This window comes from Actinomadura sp. 6N118, from assembly GCF_044326415.1.
Taxonomy (GTDB): domain Bacteria; phylum Actinomycetota; class Actinomycetes; order Streptosporangiales; family Streptosporangiaceae; genus Spirillospora.
Window position 1 is genome coordinate 270,280 of sequence record NZ_JBIRAZ010000003.1, and the last position, 15,597, is coordinate 285,876.

The window sequence follows — 15,597 nt, forward strand, 5'->3', positions numbered from 1 at the left end:
CGATCGGTTCCCATGGGCCTCATTAGCGTGGGGCCCATGACCACACCGAGCCTTCCGGCGAGCACTCATCGGCTGTTCGAAACCGACCGGTACGCCACCTTCGTCACCATCAACGCCGACGGAACACCCCAGACCAGTCTCATGTGGATCACCCGGGACGGAGACGACTTGGTCTTCGGCGTAGAAGGCCACCGTCTCAAGGTCCGCAACCTGCGACGAGACCCGCGCGTCACAGTGGTGATCGAAGACGACCGCAATTCACCTCAGGGACTGCGGCAGCATCTGATCGTTCGCGGCACCGTAACCTTCGAAGGACCCGACATCCCCGAGCACTTCACCAACTTCATGGATCAGCAGTCCCAGCGTTACCTCGGCACCGACTACCCCTTTGCCAACCGCAACTCCCGCACGGCACTTGTGGGCCGGATCCGCGTAGACCGGGTGTCCGGGGTAGGACCCTGGACAGCCTGACCATTCCCACGGCACGTCGCCAATCAGCCTGTCGCTCCGCGTCCAGCGGCGCCGTCCACAAGGTGCGGCCCTGCTCCAGAACGGCGACGATCGAGGTCAGGACTGCCAAACTTCGCTGGAACTCTGCCAATCTGATCGCTGGTTCTCGGCAATTGGCCCGTCCGGCCTGTTGACTGACCCCGGCTCCCGCGTTGTGCAGGAAAACACCCGGGCAGAATAGGGGATCGATGAGGTCTCGCGGCTTCCGGATACTGGGAACGGCGATCGCCGTTCTGGTATTCGCAACGATGGCTACAACCGCTCACGCACAGGCCACTTTTTACGATGGCAAGCCCGTCGTCGAGGAAGACGGGTTCTTCAGATATATCAATCCGGACGTACTGAAGAAGATGCGCGCGCAGGAACCGTTGACCAAGGCTGCCAGTGTGCTCCGCTGGAAGGTTGAAAAGAGCGGGTACGCCGGATACGCCGATATCGCCTTGGAGGAGAACGGCGTCGCGCTGCACTGGAAGGGTGATGTTCCGGCTGCGATGAAGACGGCCATGAGCACCGCCGGCCGGCACGCCCCGGTGCGTGTCGTACCCGCCACGCACTCGCAGGCCGATCTGCGGGCCGCCATCACGCCGATCTACGAGTACATGAAGAAGCATCCAGGAGGCCCGGTCCACAGCGTCGGGATCAGGCAGGACGGCAGCAGCATCGAGGTGGGAAGCAGCGCCGCCGACCTCCGAACGGTCGCCGCAGATCTTCCCAAGATGAACATCCCCGTAAAGGTCGTACGGAAAGAAGCTCCTAAGCCGACCAGCCGGCTAGAGGACACTGCTCCGTACTATGGCGGGGCCCGCATTACCAACCCGGACAAGGGGAACCGCTATTGCACGTCGGGTTTTGGCGTCAAGAACGGCGCCGGAACCGAGTTCCTGCTGACCGCCGCCCACTGCTACACCCCTCCGGACCGGGCAGCCAGATATACATCCGGCACGCTCATCGGTCGTGCCAGCCACGAGGTTTACTGGCATGACCTCATCATGATTCCAACCGACGCCGGAAACCGGGTCTACGACGGCGGCGTGGGCTCCGGGGAATTCTCCAAGGTCGTGCACGCCTGGGACTGGGTCTACACCGGCGATTACCTGTGCACCTCAGGATCCGTCAGTGGTGTCGTCTGCAACGTCATTCAGGGAAACGCCTTCAATTACGCCTACTGCGACTATGACTTCGATGGCGACTGGACGTGCAAGGACGACCTGCTGCTCGCATATCAAAATGACGGATTGGAGGCGTCCCGTCCCGGTGACAGCGGCGGGCCGGTCTTCGGCCTCAGGGGCGACGGAGTGGTGGCCAAGGGGATCATCGCTGGCAACGGCGGGCGCTCTGTCCTGATCTATCAGGACTTCGGTACGGCCTGGCGCGATTTCAACATCACCGTGATCTAGGGCTGGTGAGCTGACTTCCTACGATGCAGGGAGATGTTCGCTGAACGGAGGCCCGGTCCTGGGCGATTCACCCGGGACCGGGCCATCGCTCTGCGCGGCGTTCACTGCCCGGGTCAGGTCGGCGTCGGTAGCGGCCCGTCGGGTGAGGAGGAACAAAAGGCCGGCCGCCAATCGCGTTGCAAGGGAGCCGAATGAGGTTCGCCCGCGTCCCACGGTGACCGAGCCGTTTCGAAGGGGGCGACGTGTTACGGCGCTTTGTCGGGTGTTTCCTTCTGGTCGCCGCAGTGTCGGTGGGGTGCTCCCAAGAGGATGATCCAGCGCATCGAACGGGGCCGGGCTGGTGGAGGCCCGCACCCGGGCAGGTCGCGGACTGGGACTGGCAGATCGATCAGCCGTACGACCTGTCCGCGCGCCGCGCCATGTACGACCTCGACCTGTTCGATCTGGCTCCGGCGGGCTCGCGGCTGCGGTACCCCGACGGCGAGGTGGTCGAGGTTCCGGCGGGTCCGCTGGCCGGCATGGTCGAATCGCTGCACGCCCGGGTGCCCCGTCCGGTCGTGATCTGTTACGTCGACACCGGGGCATACGAGCACTACCGGCCTGACGCTCACAGGTTTCCCGGACACCGGGAGCGGGTGGTCGCACTGCCGAACCGGCCCCGTCCGCCCAAGCCCGGCTCGGTGATCGGCTGGGATACCGGCTGGGACGGCGAGCGGTGGCTCGACATCCGCGCAGCCTCACGTAAGGCCTTCGCCGAGGCCATCTGGGCTCGGCTCGACCTGGCCAAGAGGATGGGCTGCGACGGGGTGGAACCGGATCAGAACAACCCGCTCGGCAACGACCCGGGCTTTGCGATCACGCTGGCCGACCAGCACTCCTGGTATCGCGAGGTCGCCGCGCAGGCGCACGCCAGGGGCCTGTCGGTGGGCATGAAGAACGGCCACGACCAGCCCGGTTCAGCCGCTGTGCTGGTCGACGCGTTCGACTGGGCGTTGCCTGAGGAATGCGCCGAGTTCAACGAGTGCGCAGAGCTCGGCGTCTTCATCGATCAGGGCAAGGCCGTTTTCGCCGTCGACTACAAAGGCTCAGTCGATCCCGTGGCGGCCTGTCGCGTCCATCGAACGCACGGCTTCGACGGCCTCGTTAAGAACGAGCCGCCCACCTCCGCCTATCGCACACGATGCCGCACCTGAACAAGCGTCGTGATCGTTCGCAACCTGACCGACAGCATCGGTGAGGCTGGCTCGCCACTGAACTCGATCAGCGGGAGAACGCCCGACGAGGCCAGAGACAGGTATGTGAACGGGTTGATTCCCCCTATCCCCCATGGAGGTCTGAAGCGACTCTGGCAGCGGCTCTAACAGCGAGCCTGCAGGCTAGGACAGGAGAAGACGATGGCCATCGACCCGCCGGCGCAGGCTGTGCTCGACATGATTCAGCAGCCTGGCGTGCCCCCGCTCAACGAACTGCCGGTGCCCGACGCCCGCGAGGCGTACGCGGGGCTGTCCGCCCTGGCGGGCGAGCCGGCACCGGTGGCCCGGACCCAGGACGCGGTGGCCAACGGGGTTCCCGTCAAGCTGTACTGGCCGCAAGGCGACGGCCCTCACCCGGTCCTGATCTGGATCCACGGCGGCGGATGGGTGCTGGGCAGCGCCGCCGGCTCCGACGCGACGGCCCGTGACCTATGCCGTAGCGCCGGTTGCCTGGTGGTCAACGTCGACTACCGTCTGGCACCCGAACATCCCTTCCCGGCCGCCATTGAGGACGTCACCGCCGTTGCCAAGTGGGTGTCCACCGAGATCGGGCCCCTGGGCGGCGCCCCCACCCGGATGGCGGTCGGCGGAGACTCAGCCGGAGGCACCCTCAGCGCCGTGCTCGCCCACGAACTGCCGGGGACCTTCGCTCTGCAGATCCTGGTGTATCCGGCCACCGACCTGGCCCAGCAGCATCCTTCGATCGAGGAGAACGGTGAGGGGCTGCTGTTGACCAAGGCGGCGATCACGTGGTTCGCGGACCTGTACCTCGGCGGGGACGCAGATCGCCGCGATCCGCGCATCTCGCCGCTGCACGCCGACGCCGCCACGATGGCCGCTTCCCCTCCCGCACTGGTGTTCACGGCCGAGTACGACCCGCTGCGCGATGAAGGGGAGGCGTACGCCGAACGGCTTCGCGAAGCCGGTGTCGCAGTCGAGCACGTGCGCTACGACGGTCAGATCCACGCGTTCTTCGCCATGTCGGCGGTCATCCCCGCCGCCAAGGACGCCATGGAACGCGCCGCCTCAGCTCTACGACGAGCCTGGGCATGATCCGCCCTGAGTGAGCCCGGTTGCCGGAGTCGCGCCGGGACCCAGGTGATCCGATGATCCCACTGCTGCGGGCGGCGCGGAGCCGCCCGCATGGGGGCACCGCGATCCGGGCGGGGAGCGGACTGCAGAAGGAGAGGCGGTTAACCGCGTCGGTTTACTGTAGTCCGGTCCGATCACCGACGAAGGGCTGGCGCAGCTGTGCATAGGCCGGGAATGCCCGAAGACCTGCCGGCTCCGGCGGAGCTGTGGGCGCGTGGCGCCACGATGGCCGCGGTTGAAGCCGCGATGCCGTCGGAGGTCTTCTCGTCGTTCTTCTCGGTGCACGCCAACGGCGTCACGCATGATGACGGCAGCGGCAACGAATGGACCCTGTCGCTGATCGAGGGTGGCCGGGCCGTCTTGTACGGCTGCGATGTCGAGGCGAGCAGGACCCGGATCCAGGAGCCGGGTCTGGACCTGCTCGCGGATGCGCCGGGCTGGCTTCCGCTGGAACGCCTCGCAAGCATGCAGCGCGGTGCCGAGCTTGGGTTCGTCTACTGGCACGACACCGGCTGGCATCGCATCGACTACCCGGCCGACGTCCTCGATGACGGTCTGGCCTCCACGGTGGGCCTCACCGCGGACATGAAGCGCCTTGTGCTGCATATCGCGCACGATGCCGTGGCGCAGCGGTGGGGCGGCGAGGAGGTCGAGGAGGTCGAAGAGGACGACGAGCTGATGGCGGCCCTCGACGAGACAGTGCGGCTGGCACAGGACGGTGCTCTGGAGGGCATGGTGAGCCAGGCACGCGAGCGCGCCCTGTCCGCTCAGAGTTTTCAGTGGCTGGGCAACGGCTGGGAGCCGGACATCACCGCGGCCCTCGAGCTCGCTGCCCGCGCAGGCCTCGTCAGCGGAGCACGGACATGACCTGTTTGGGGCGGGTGTAGTTCAGGAACCTCTGCCACATCCAGCGGCGCTACCACTGAGCCGGCGGGGCCTACTGGGTCTCCGTTGCAAGGGCGCGGGCCGGAGTCGGCCAGGCTGGAGCTGTTGTCACCCGGCAGATGGAGTTCCACCATCCCAGTAAGAACTGGCAACGTGTGCTGGTTCCCGCCGATGTGGTCCCGCCCCCCGTCTCGCTCAGCCAGACATCGTTCCGGCGCCAGGGGCCATGAAGGAGTGAACACACGTGATCAAGAGGATCCTCACCGCGCTGACCGCGGTCACCGTTCTCATGGGAGTCACCCCCGCGGCCGAGGCGCAACCGTCCACCCTGCAGGCACCACTGCGGACACAGGCGGTCTTCAACGATCCCACCACCGCCGAAGGAGAGGTCAGGATCTTCCGCCACCTGACCGAACTGATCAACGGTGCCGCGCGCAACTCACGGATCCGCGTCGCCATGTTCCAGTGGCTGCCGGACGACGGGTCTACGAGTGAGCCGGTGGTGGCTCCCGTCGTCGACGCGCTGATCAGGGCGTACAGGGAGCGGAACGTCAAGGTCCAGGTCCTGGTCGACCAGTCCACCATCAACGAAGAGCCCTACGAGAAGCTGGCGGCAGCGCTCAACGAGGTCCGTGGAGACGAATCGTGGGCACACCATTGCGCCGGGACCAACCCCAGCGGCGCCCGGCAGGCCTGCATCGGGTACAGCGATGAGCGCGATAGCACCATGCACAACAAGTTCTTCCTCTTCACCAGCACGCTCGGCGCCAGGTGGGTCGTCTCCAACGGTTCGGGCAACATGGGTCCGTTCATGGCGAAGATGTGGAACAGCCAATACACGGTCGTCAACAACCGGAACCTCTATACCCGGTTCAAGGGCTACTTCGAGGACCTGAACGCGCAGCGGAACGAGCGGCGAAGGGACCCGAATTACTACGCGCAACGCCCGCCGCTGCCCTCCATCCTCACAAACACCACGAGCTATCACTATCCCCGCGCAGAAGGCGACCCCTTCGTCAACAACCTCAGGGACGTGCGGTGCCCCGGCACCTCGATCAGGATCGCGGCATGGTCACTCTCCCGGACGGCCCTGGCCACCGCACTGCGGAAACTGGCAGAGGACGGATGCACCGTCTCCATCATCGTCAACTGGATGGGCAAGAACGCCTGCGAGATTCTGATCCCGGCCGATGGCAGTCCAAAAGTCGAAATCCGCGGTGCCAGCCTCGGCGACCGGCCCGGCGTCCATCAAAAGGACGTCCTGATCGCGGGCAGATATCTGGGAGACGACAACACGGCCGTCTTCACCGGCAGCGCCAACCTGAACCGCAAATCCCTGCGGCACAACGACGAGAACGTGATCAGAGTCCTGAACAACAGGCCGCTCTACGACCAGTTCCTCGACAACTTCGAGCACCTGCGCCGGAACTCACCCGAGGTCATCGACCGTCACGGTCCAGAGGGTTGTAACAGAATCGCCCCGCCGGAGCCCGACCTGGACTGATCGACCGATGTGAGCCGTAACCATCAACTACCTCGCCCCGTGGTCTGCCCGGGGCGAAGTGGTTTCCAACGGTGCCCAGTTCGCTCGTGGTCATGCTCTCGGAGTCGAGCTCGGCGATCCGGCCGTCGCGGGACGGATGGTCCCCCGACTGCGCGAGAAGGTGCTGTGTCAGCGTATGCCTGCCGCATCGAACAGAGAGGCCACGGTGGGCGCGATGAGCCCGGCCAGGCCGTCGGCCCCGATTCCCGCACGGGCACTTGCGCTGCCGAAGATCAGGCGTTCTTGGGACGAGGGCCGAGGGCTTCGAGTGCGGCGTTGACCTCCTCGGGGAGGCCGTTGGAGACGGGGCGCGCGGTCTTGTGCGGGAAACGCTTCGTGACGTGCTCCTCGGCGGCCGAGTCGGGGAGCACGTAGACCGGTTCTTGTTTGTCCTGGAGCGGGCGGACCACGGTGTTGAGGTGATCCTTGCGGTCGGCGAGATAGGGGCCGATGACGTCCTCGCCGGCGGGGCAGGCAGCCATGCAGTAGGCGGCCTTGTAGCTGGGCTTGTAGCTCAGGCTCTGCCACATCGAGGCCGACTCGGAGGGGGTGACGCGGGCACGGTAGTCGTCGCGGTCGTCGCTGTCGGCGATCGTCTCGACGAAGTCGGTGAACCCGCTCATGAACTCCCGGTAGTTGTGGGTGTAGCAGGCCTGGAAGTCGAATCCGCCGTCCTTGGTGATGGCACCGACCGGGCAGGCGGCCACGCACAGCTTGCACTCCAGGCAAGGGTTGAAGTCGATGGGGCCGCTGGGGGCGTCGACGACGGCGTCGGTGATGACGGTGCCGAGCAGAATGAAGTTGCCGAAGCGGGGATGGATGACGTTGCGGTGAATGCCCATCCGGCCGAGCCCGGCCGCCTCGGCGATCACCTTGTGCGCGACCACCCAGGCCCTGCCGGGGAACTCGTCCATCTCCTGCGGGAAGCCCGCAGCAGGGTAGACGGCGCGGTGCCCGGCGTCCTGTAGCGCGCGGGCGATGCGCCGGGCGACCTGGTCGATCTCGTCGCTCGCCTGGTGGAACTCGGTGTTGGCCAGGCTGCGCTGGGGAGCGCGCACGTTGTCGCGGTTCATGCGCTGGCAGATCGCGATGTAGGTCTGCGCGCCGGGCAGTGCTTTGACGGCGTGCTCGCGTTCGCCCGCGGCCTCAGGCGCGTCGATGGGCACAAAGCCCACGTCGTCGGCGCCGGCGTCCAGGCAGAGTTCCCTCAGCCGGTCCGCGCTGATCGCCGCGTCCACGGGTTCCCGCCGGCTCGCGCGGACCCGCTGCACGGTCGGGTGGTCGTCCAGCCGCATCAGACACCCCTCGTCGTCTCTGAGTTGTAAATCAGAACCTAGGCATGCTGAGTCCTGGAATGCAACCCAAAGGGACTAGAATCGGAATCATGGAGTGGATTGATCTGGACAGCCGAGCCTGCTCCATCGCCCGCACCCTGGAGATCGTCGGGGATCGGTGGACGCTGCTGATCCTCCGCGACGTCTTCAACGGCGTACACCGCTTCGCCGACCTGCAACGCCACCTCGGCATCGCGCGCAACGTCCTCACCCAGCGGCTGACCGCCCTGGTGGACGCCGGCATCCTCGTCCGCATCCCCTACCAGGAGCCCGGGGCGCGCCGCCGCCACGAGTACGAGCCCACCGACCGCGGCCGCGAGCTCCTCTCCCTCCTGCTGACGATCATCGATTGGGGCGACCGCCACCTCGCCGACGGATCCGGCCCACCGGTCCACGTCCGCCACACCGAATGCGGCGCCGACGTCCGCCTCGTCCCCATCTGCGAAGCGGGTCACGCCATCAAGAGCGCATCAGAGGTGCAGATCGAACCCGGCCCCGGCGCACGCCTGGCGAGTCAATCACCTTCGGCGTCAAGCCAGACGGATGGCGGCTGACTCGCTCGCTCATGGAAAGGGCGCGCCCCCTCGCCGTGCGGCGGCGAGGGGGCGTTCTCGTGAGGGCGTCAGAGCTTGCTCATGAGGGCTTCAGAGCTTGCTCGTGGAGCGTCAGAGCTTGCCGACTCCGGCGCCCGCGGTGACGGTGCCCTTGACGCTGGTCCCCGGCTCGCCGGAGTAGGAGTACGGGACCGCCGCCACGGAACCGGGGTTGCGGGTGACGATCGCGCCCGAACCCACCAGGTGGTTGCCGGACTCCCGGATGTTGCCCTCGTCCGAGTCGCCCTCCTGGATGGAGGTGGGCCGGCGGACGTTCTCGTAGTAGTTGCGGTCGACGAACACGCCCGCGCCCATGGTGGACGCGGTGCCGTAGCTGCCGATGTTGCTGTAGTAGTTGTTCACCACGTGCACCGGGTTCGCGAAGCGGACCCGCGGGTGACGCTGGTTGGTGCCCTGGAACCAGTTGTGCACGTAGGTCACGCGCAGGTGGCCCCGGTCCTGCGAGGCGTTGCCGTCGGAGTGGCCGATCAGCGCGGTCTTGTCGTGGTCGTGGAAGCGGTTCCAGGACACGGTGATGAAGTCGGAGCCGCGCTTGATGTCGAGCAGGCCATCGTTGGCGTTGGACAGGTCGTTGTGGTCGATCCAGATGTTGGCCGAGCTGTCCTGGATGTTGATGGCGTCGTCGCCCGCGCCGGTGAAGCTCAGGTTGCGGACGATGACGTTGCGGGAGCCGTCGAAGTTGAGCCCGCCGCCGGTGATGCGGCCGCTGGTGCCCACGCCGATGATCGTCTTGTTGGAGCCGATCTTCTGCATCCCGGACAGCGAGATGTTCCCGTTGACCTGGATGACGTAGCGGCCGGTCCCGGTGACGTACTGGTTGAACTGGGAGGCGTTGGTGGCGGTCACGGTGGTGCCGCCCGTGCCGCCGGTGGTGCCGCCGTTCATGCTCGCGTAGCCGACGGGGCTGCTCTCCGGTGCGGCGGCGGCGACGGGGCGGGCGGACACCTTGGTCTCGTACGACCCGTACGACCCGACGACGACGGTGACGCCTGCGGCGACGACTGACGCGGCGGCCAGACCGATGAACGTCCTCTTCATGTTCATGGGGTTCCTCCTCTTAACGGACCTGCTCGCTATCGGACCCTGCTCGTTAACGGACATAGACCGATGGCTGGGCGGGGGTGGGCATGCGGTCGCCGATGAAGAAGCTGGGGTGGGGCGGCTGGTTGTAGCCCGTGTTCTGCCAGGCCAGGGCGACGCGGTACTGCGTGTCGTGCTGCAGGGTGTAGATCTTCCGGTCGGTCACGGCGCGGGATGTGTGGATCCGCAGCCGGGTGTTGTCGGTGGTGCGCCAGATCACCTCCTCTCGCCAGTCGCCGAACAGGTCGCCGGACAGCGCCGGGGTGGCCTTGGTGCCGTTGTTGGACGCCACGCCCGAGCCGGTGAGCAGGCGGGTGTCGCCGTCGGGGCCGTACTTGTCGATCTGGGTGCGGTCCAACAGCTCGCGGACCGGGTCGGCGTCCCACCAGGCCAGGAAGTTCATCGACGACGGCTTGCGTCCGGCGTTGTTACCGGTGACGCTGCGCAGGTTGCCGTCGGCGGCCGACCAGAACTCGCCGCCGACCCGGCCGGTCCAGATGTCGCCGCCTACGCCGCGTCCGTTGTCCCCGCCTGTGGGCGTGGACCACAGGACCTGGCCGGTGCGGGCGTCGGCGTACCAGGACGACGGCTTGGAGGAGCTCTCGCTGACCTTGAAGTACTCCAGGCCGGGACGGGCCGGGTCGAAGTCGCCGAGGTGCGCGGCGTCGCCATGGCCGAGCTTGGTCGTCCACAGGCCGTTGCCGTTGTCGTCGACGGCCATCGCGCCGTAGACGATCTCATCGCGGCCGTCGCCGTCGACGTCGCCGACGGTCAGGCCCTGCCCGTCGTAGCCCTTGCCGGCGTTGGTGGAGCTGCTGGTGTCGAACGTCCAGCGGCGCGTGAAGCGGCCGTCGCGCCAGTCCCACGCGGCGATGACCGAGCGGGTGTAGTAGCCGCGCGCCATGATCAGGCTGGGACGCGAGCCGTCCAGGTACGCGGTGCCCGCGAGGAAGCGGTCGACGCGGTTGCCGTACGTGTCGCCCCACGACCCGACGTTGCCGCGCGCCGGCACGTAGTCGACGGTCTGCATGGCGGCGCCGGTCTGGCCGTTGAACATGGTGAGGAACTCGGGACCGGCCAGGATGTAGCCACCGGAGTTGCGGTGGTCGGCCGAGGCGTTGCCGATGACCTTGCCGGTGCCGTCGACGGTGCCGTCGGCGGTCTTCATCGCCACCTCGGCCTTGCCGTCGCCGTCGTAGTCGTACACCTGGAACTGGGTGTAGTGGGCGCCCGCGCGGATGTTGCGGCCCAGGTTGATGCGCCACAGGCGGGTGCCGTTGAGCCGGTAGGCGTCGATGTAGACCGGGTCGGTGACGCCGGACTGGGAGTTGTCCTTGGCGTTGGCCGGGTCCCACTTGAGGACGATCTCCTGCCGTCCGTCGCCGTCGAGGTCTCCGACGCTGGCGTCGTTGGCGTTGTAGGTGGACGACGGCGGCTGGATCGGCACGTCCAGGGTGCCGTCGCCGAACCGCAGCGACGGCTCGGACGCCGCGCCCTCGGCGCCGCCCGCCACCGGCCGCACGGTGTACGCGGCGTCGGCAGGCGCGCCCGCGTCGAAATAGTTGGTCGAGCCGGTGACCGACGCGACGCGTGTGGAGCCGCGATAGAGGTTGAAGGTGGTGCCCGCGGCGTCGGTGCCGAGCAGGCGCCAGCCGACATAGTTGCCGGTGCCGGACCGCACGCTGATCAGGCCGCGATTCAGGTCCTCGACCTGGCGGGCCACGGCGGCGCGGCGGTCGACGGTGACCGGCCGGTCGCCGCCCTGGCCGGCCACGACCACGACGGCGGTCGCGGTGGCCGCGGCCGCGGCCAGGGCGATCGATCTGAGCGGCGGTTCGACCCGGATCCGGGCGTACCGTCCGGCGGCTGAGCGGGAGGCTCGGCGGGGGGCTCGTGTCACGACTTCTCCCTTGAGGGGGCCCGGCGGTGCCCGCACCGCCGGAAAGGGCTTTCCACACCCCTAGTCGCCACGGCCCATCAAGAGGTTGCCGCTTTCCCGCTTATTTCACAGCGCGCTCATCGACCTGTGAAACGCGGCTCCCTCTTTTCCAGGAAGGCGCGCATGCCCTCGGTCTGGTCGTCGCCTGCGAACAGCGCGTGGAAGAGCCGCCGCTCGAACAGCACGCCCTCCCGCAGGGAGGTCTCCTCGGCGCGGTTGACCGCCTCGCGGGCGGCCAGGACCGCTGGCTTGCTGTACGAGGCGATCGTCGCGGCCGTCTCGGCGGCCTCGGCCGGGAGCCGGCCGGCGGGCACGACACGGGACACCAGCCCGGCGCGTTCGGCCTCGGCGGCGTCGATGGTCCGGCCGGTGAGGATCATGTCCATCGCGCGGGCCCGGCCGACCAGGCGGGTGAGCCGCTGGGTGCCGCCGATGCCGGGGATCACGCCCAGGCGGATCTCGGGCTGGCCGAACCGGGCGTCGTCCGCCGCGATGATCACGTCGCACATCATCGCCAGCTCGCAGCCGCCGCCGAGCGCGTGGCCCGCCACCGCGGCGAGCTTGGGCGTGCGCAGCGCGGCGAACGCCTCCCAGCCGGCGAAGAAGTCCTCTTCCAGCAGTTCCATCGGCGTCTTGGGCGCCATCTCTCTGATGTCGGCCCCGGCCGCGAACGCGCGCTCGGATCCGGTGATGACGAAGCAGCCGACGTCCGGGTCGCGGTCGAGCGGCGCCAGCGCGCCGACCAGGTCCTCCATGAGCGCGGTGTTCAGCGCGTTGAGCACCTCCGGACGGTGCAGGCGCGCGGTGACGACCCGGCCCTCGCGTTCGATCTTGACGTTCATGTGTCCCTACCTCTTCCTCAGGAGTCCCAGATCGCGCCGAACGCGGGGATGCCGCGCCGTTCAAGGCCGTGCACGACCTGCCAGGTGAGCTTCTTGTTGGAGATGCAGATGACGGCCTCGGCGCCGAAGTCCTCGTACGCCTGGTAGGCCAGCTGCACCATGTCGGGCTTGCCGCGGTCGGCGGTGTCCCACAGCACCGCGTCGGGCTGGACGGCGAGGATCTCGTCGATGAGCGCGTCACCGAACGTCTCGCGGTGCCGCCGTGCCGCCCACACCAGCCGGGCGGGCACCTCCTGGGCGAGCAGGTGCGGCAGGCACGGCCCGATGCCGCTGCCGGTGGCCACATAGATGACCTTCGTGAACAGGGTCTCGATGTTGGCGACGCCCGCGGTGGTGATGCCCTTGACCCACACGTGGGAGGGCATGTCGTCGATGAACGACCCTGTCCAGTCACCCGCCCGGGAAATGGTGAGGCGGAACCCCGACCTGCCCGGCGAGGGAACGTTGGCGAACGAGTGCCATTCCAGAAGCGGGTTCCGGCTGACCGCGGTCGAGGACCCGGCGAACGGGGTCACGCCGTGGTCGAAGTGCGCCAGCACCACATGCGACGAGGGACGGTCGAGGACGACCGGGACCCGCCGCAGCCGCAGCCACGGCAACGCGATGCTGAACGTGATCACGGCCAGGACCCACACGCTCGGCGCCGTCGCCAGGTCCTGCCCGGAGGCCCGCGCGAACAGGATCGTCTGCGCCCAGAACAGCGCGAGCACGGCCCAGCCCGCGAAGCGGTGCGTCCGTTCGAACGTGTCGTGGTGCTTGGCGCGCAACGGCGGCAGCGCCGTGGCGACCATGGCGGCGAGCAGCCCGACGAGCGCGTAGGAGACGGCAAGTGTGCCCGCCGTGGCGCCGCCGCCCAGGTCACGCGCGGCGTGGTAGGTCAGCCCGCCGACGAGGGCCAGGAACCAGAGCGTTCCCGCGACAGTGCCGCCGACGTGCATACCGCCGAAGTGGTACACCTTGCCCAGCGTCCAGCGGATCTTCAGCGGCCAGCTGGTTGGCGGCAGCGTGGCGACGCGGAAGAACAGGTTGATGAGGTACTGCTGCCGGACGACCGCGGCGAGCGCGAAGTCGGCCAGCGCCGTGTACGACAGGGCGCGCAGGTCGACGCCGTCGCGCGTCCACCAGCCGCCCGCGCCCAGCCCGTACACGAGCGGCACGAGGTTGGCCGCCAGCACGAGGGCGGCGAGCCGGTTGTAGTGCATCAGGCGCGGATGCTTGAACGCGCGCCGCAGCGGCGAGGCAGGCGGCGGTAGTTCGACTGCGAGATCGGCGTGGGTGGTCGTCATGAGGCGACCTCCGCGCGCGCGGTCGCCAGGCGCACGAGCGCACCCTTGTCGACCTTGCCCCGGCTGGTCATCGGGAGTTCCGGCAGCGGGTGCACGGCGGCCGGGACGCAGTAGTACGGCAGCGCGTCGGCGACCGCGCGGCGAGCCGCCTCCGGGTCGATGTGAGCGGGCGCGACGAACGAGACGAGCGTCCGCTCGTCCAGCTTGAGCGTGGCCGCGCGGCCGCATCCCGGCACGGACTCCAGGACGGCCGAGACCGAGTCCAGCTCGACCCGGAACCCGCGGATCTTGACCTGGTCGTCGGTACGGCCGAGGTGTTCCAGCTCCCCGTCGGGGGCCCAGCGGCCGAGGTCGCGGGTGCGGAACATCATCCGGCCGCCCCCGAGGAACGGGTCGGGGGCGTAGCGTTCGGCGTTCAGCCCGGGATCGCGCAGATACCCGGCGGACACGCAGTCGCCTCCCGCCCACATCTCGCCGACCTCGCCGATCGGCAGCGGACGCCGGTGCTCGTCGAGCACGTAGACGGTGTTGTTGGGCGTGGGACGGCCGATGCTCAGGCGGATCGCGGCCGGGTCGTGCCGCTGCACGGTGTTGACGATGGTGGTCTCGGTGGGGCCGCAGGCGTTGTGGAACACGCAGAAGGACGCCCAGCGGTCGGCGAGCGCGCGCGGGCACGGCTCCCCCGCCACAGCCGCCACCTCGACCCCGCCGCACCGGGCCGGGTCGACCGAGGCCAGGATGGTGGGTGTCGCGATCACCACGTGCACGGTCTCCACGGTCGCGGCGATGTCCTTGCCGCGGATCACGACCGTCGCGCCATGGCTCAGCGCGCCCAGGATCTCCCACGCGGCCATGTCGAACGCGATGTTGAGGATCTGCCCCACCCGCTGCCCGGGCCGCATACCGAGGTCGCCCGGCGCGGTGAGCAGGATGTTGCAGACGTTGCGATGCGTCACCTTGACGCCGTTCGGCCGTCCGGTGGTGCCGGAAGTGAACAGCACGTAGCAGCCGTCGTCGGGGCTCGGCTCCGGCAGCTCGCCGTCGACAGGACGGTCGGTGGTGTCAGTGTCGACGGTGTCGATGGGAAGGCACACGTGCCCCTCGGGGACGGGCACACGATCGCGGACGTCCGACTGCGTGAGGATCACCCGGGTCCCGGCCGTGGCGATGACGTGGCGGAGCTGGGCCTCCGGGGCGACGCCGACGTCCTGCGGCACGTACGCGGCGCCCGCCTTCAGCGCGGCCAGCAGTCCGACCACCATCGGGACGCCGCGCCGCACGAACAGCCCGACGTTGTCGCCGGGCCGGACGCCGTGCCGGGCCAGCAGGACGGCCAGCCGTCCCGCCCGCCGGTCGAGCTCGCCGTAGGTGATCGTCTCGTCGCGGTGCTCGACGGCGACGGCGTGCGGGATCTCGGCGGCCTGCTGTTCGAACGCATGATGGATGCGCGTGTGCGGGACGGGCCGCACCGGTCCCTGTCCGAACCGCCGGAACAGCCGGCGGTCCTCCGGGGAGAGGTGGTCGAGGAGTGGGGTTGACCAGGGGATTCCGCTCGGGCCGGCGAGTGCCTGGTGATCTCTCATGACTCTCCTTCACATGGGGTGTCAGAGATCACAATGAGAACAAAAGGTTCAGATTTTAACAACGTTCCCAGGCACTATTTCTAGACTTTTCAACCACTCCTACCCCCACCACGTACGTCGCGCGGGCATGGTTCACCGCGGCTGAAAGATCGTGAAAACACGCCGTTCATTCCGCGGTG

At 68.1% G+C, this 15,597-nt stretch carries 13 protein-coding genes; 7 read left to right on the top strand and 6 right to left on the bottom strand.

The genetic code is table 11. The annotated features are described in order from the left end of the window. Positions 1 to 36: 36 nt before the first annotated feature. The 6 genes from ACH34W_RS09080 (at position 37) to ACH34W_RS09105 (ending at position 6,641) form a co-directional block, all read left to right on the top strand. A complete protein-coding gene (locus ACH34W_RS09080; RefSeq protein WP_395960300.1) occupies positions 37 to 471 on the top strand; it encodes a TIGR03618 family F420-dependent PPOX class oxidoreductase in 435 nt (144 codons plus the stop codon). A 227-nt stretch (positions 472 to 698) separates the two neighbouring features. Further along, the gene (locus ACH34W_RS09085) at positions 699 to 1,907 is read left to right on the top strand and encodes a hypothetical protein (RefSeq protein WP_395960301.1); all 1,209 of its coding nucleotides are present in this window, start codon (positions 699 to 701) and stop codon (positions 1,905 to 1,907) included. Positions 1,908 to 2,191: 284 nt separating this feature from the next. After that, positions 2,192 to 3,100: an endo alpha-1,4 polygalactosaminidase gene (locus tag ACH34W_RS09090; RefSeq protein ID WP_395960302.1), complete on the top strand. Its 909-nt coding sequence runs from the start codon at positions 2,192 to 2,194 to the stop codon at positions 3,098 to 3,100. Between the two features lie 201 nt (positions 3,101 to 3,301). Then, entirely contained in the window at positions 3,302 to 4,213 is a 912-nt protein-coding gene (locus ACH34W_RS09095; RefSeq protein ID WP_395960303.1) for an alpha/beta hydrolase, read from the top strand. A gap of 213 nt (positions 4,214 to 4,426) precedes the next feature. Next, a complete protein-coding gene (locus ACH34W_RS09100; RefSeq protein ID WP_395960304.1) occupies positions 4,427 to 5,119 on the top strand; it encodes a hypothetical protein in 693 nt (230 codons plus the stop codon). Between the two features lie 262 nt (positions 5,120 to 5,381). Next, positions 5,382 to 6,641: a phosphatidylserine/phosphatidylglycerophosphate/cardiolipin synthase family protein gene (locus ACH34W_RS09105; RefSeq protein WP_395960305.1), complete on the top strand. Its 1,260-nt coding sequence runs from the start codon at positions 5,382 to 5,384 to the stop codon at positions 6,639 to 6,641. Positions 6,642 to 6,913: 272 nt separating this feature from the next. Here ACH34W_RS09105 and ACH34W_RS09110 read toward each other — a convergent pair whose 3' ends face one another. Continuing rightward, positions 6,914 to 7,975 (bottom strand): epoxyqueuosine reductase, encoded by a 1,062-nt coding sequence (locus ACH34W_RS09110; protein WP_395960306.1) that lies wholly within the window; start codon positions 7,973 to 7,975, stop codon positions 6,914 to 6,916. Between the two features lie 89 nt (positions 7,976 to 8,064). Between ACH34W_RS09110 and ACH34W_RS09115 the strand changes: the two genes are divergently transcribed. After that, a complete protein-coding gene (locus ACH34W_RS09115) occupies positions 8,065 to 8,568 on the top strand; it encodes a winged helix-turn-helix transcriptional regulator (RefSeq protein WP_395960307.1) in 504 nt (167 codons plus the stop codon). Between the two features lie 111 nt (positions 8,569 to 8,679). Here the strand turns inward: ACH34W_RS09115 and ACH34W_RS09120 are convergent, their stop codons facing one another. The 5 genes from ACH34W_RS09120 to ACH34W_RS09140 form a co-directional block, all read right to left on the bottom strand. Further along, positions 8,680 to 9,672 carry a polysaccharide lyase family 1 protein gene (locus ACH34W_RS09120; RefSeq protein ID WP_395960308.1) on the bottom strand — a complete coding sequence of 331 codons (993 nt, stop codon included), beginning with the start codon at positions 9,670 to 9,672 and terminating at the stop codon, positions 8,680 to 8,682. A gap of 46 nt (positions 9,673 to 9,718) precedes the next feature. Continuing rightward, positions 9,719 to 11,608 (bottom strand): rhamnogalacturonan lyase, encoded by a 1,890-nt coding sequence (locus ACH34W_RS09125; protein WP_395960309.1) that lies wholly within the window; start codon positions 11,606 to 11,608, stop codon positions 9,719 to 9,721. A 116-nt stretch (positions 11,609 to 11,724) separates the two neighbouring features. Continuing rightward, positions 11,725 to 12,489: an enoyl-CoA hydratase-related protein gene (locus tag ACH34W_RS09130; RefSeq protein ID WP_395960310.1), complete on the bottom strand. Its 765-nt coding sequence runs from the start codon at positions 12,487 to 12,489 to the stop codon at positions 11,725 to 11,727. A 17-nt stretch (positions 12,490 to 12,506) separates the two neighbouring features. Then, positions 12,507 to 13,835: a hypothetical protein gene (locus ACH34W_RS09135; RefSeq protein ID WP_395960311.1), complete on the bottom strand. Its 1,329-nt coding sequence runs from the start codon at positions 13,833 to 13,835 to the stop codon at positions 12,507 to 12,509. Further along, positions 13,832 to 15,418, bottom strand: a complete 1,587-nt coding sequence (locus tag ACH34W_RS09140; RefSeq protein ID WP_395960312.1) for an amino acid adenylation domain-containing protein — start codon at positions 15,416 to 15,418, stop codon at positions 13,832 to 13,834. The genes ACH34W_RS09135 and ACH34W_RS09140 overlap by 4 nt, the downstream gene beginning before the upstream one ends. Positions 15,419 to 15,597 lie beyond the last annotated feature (179 nt).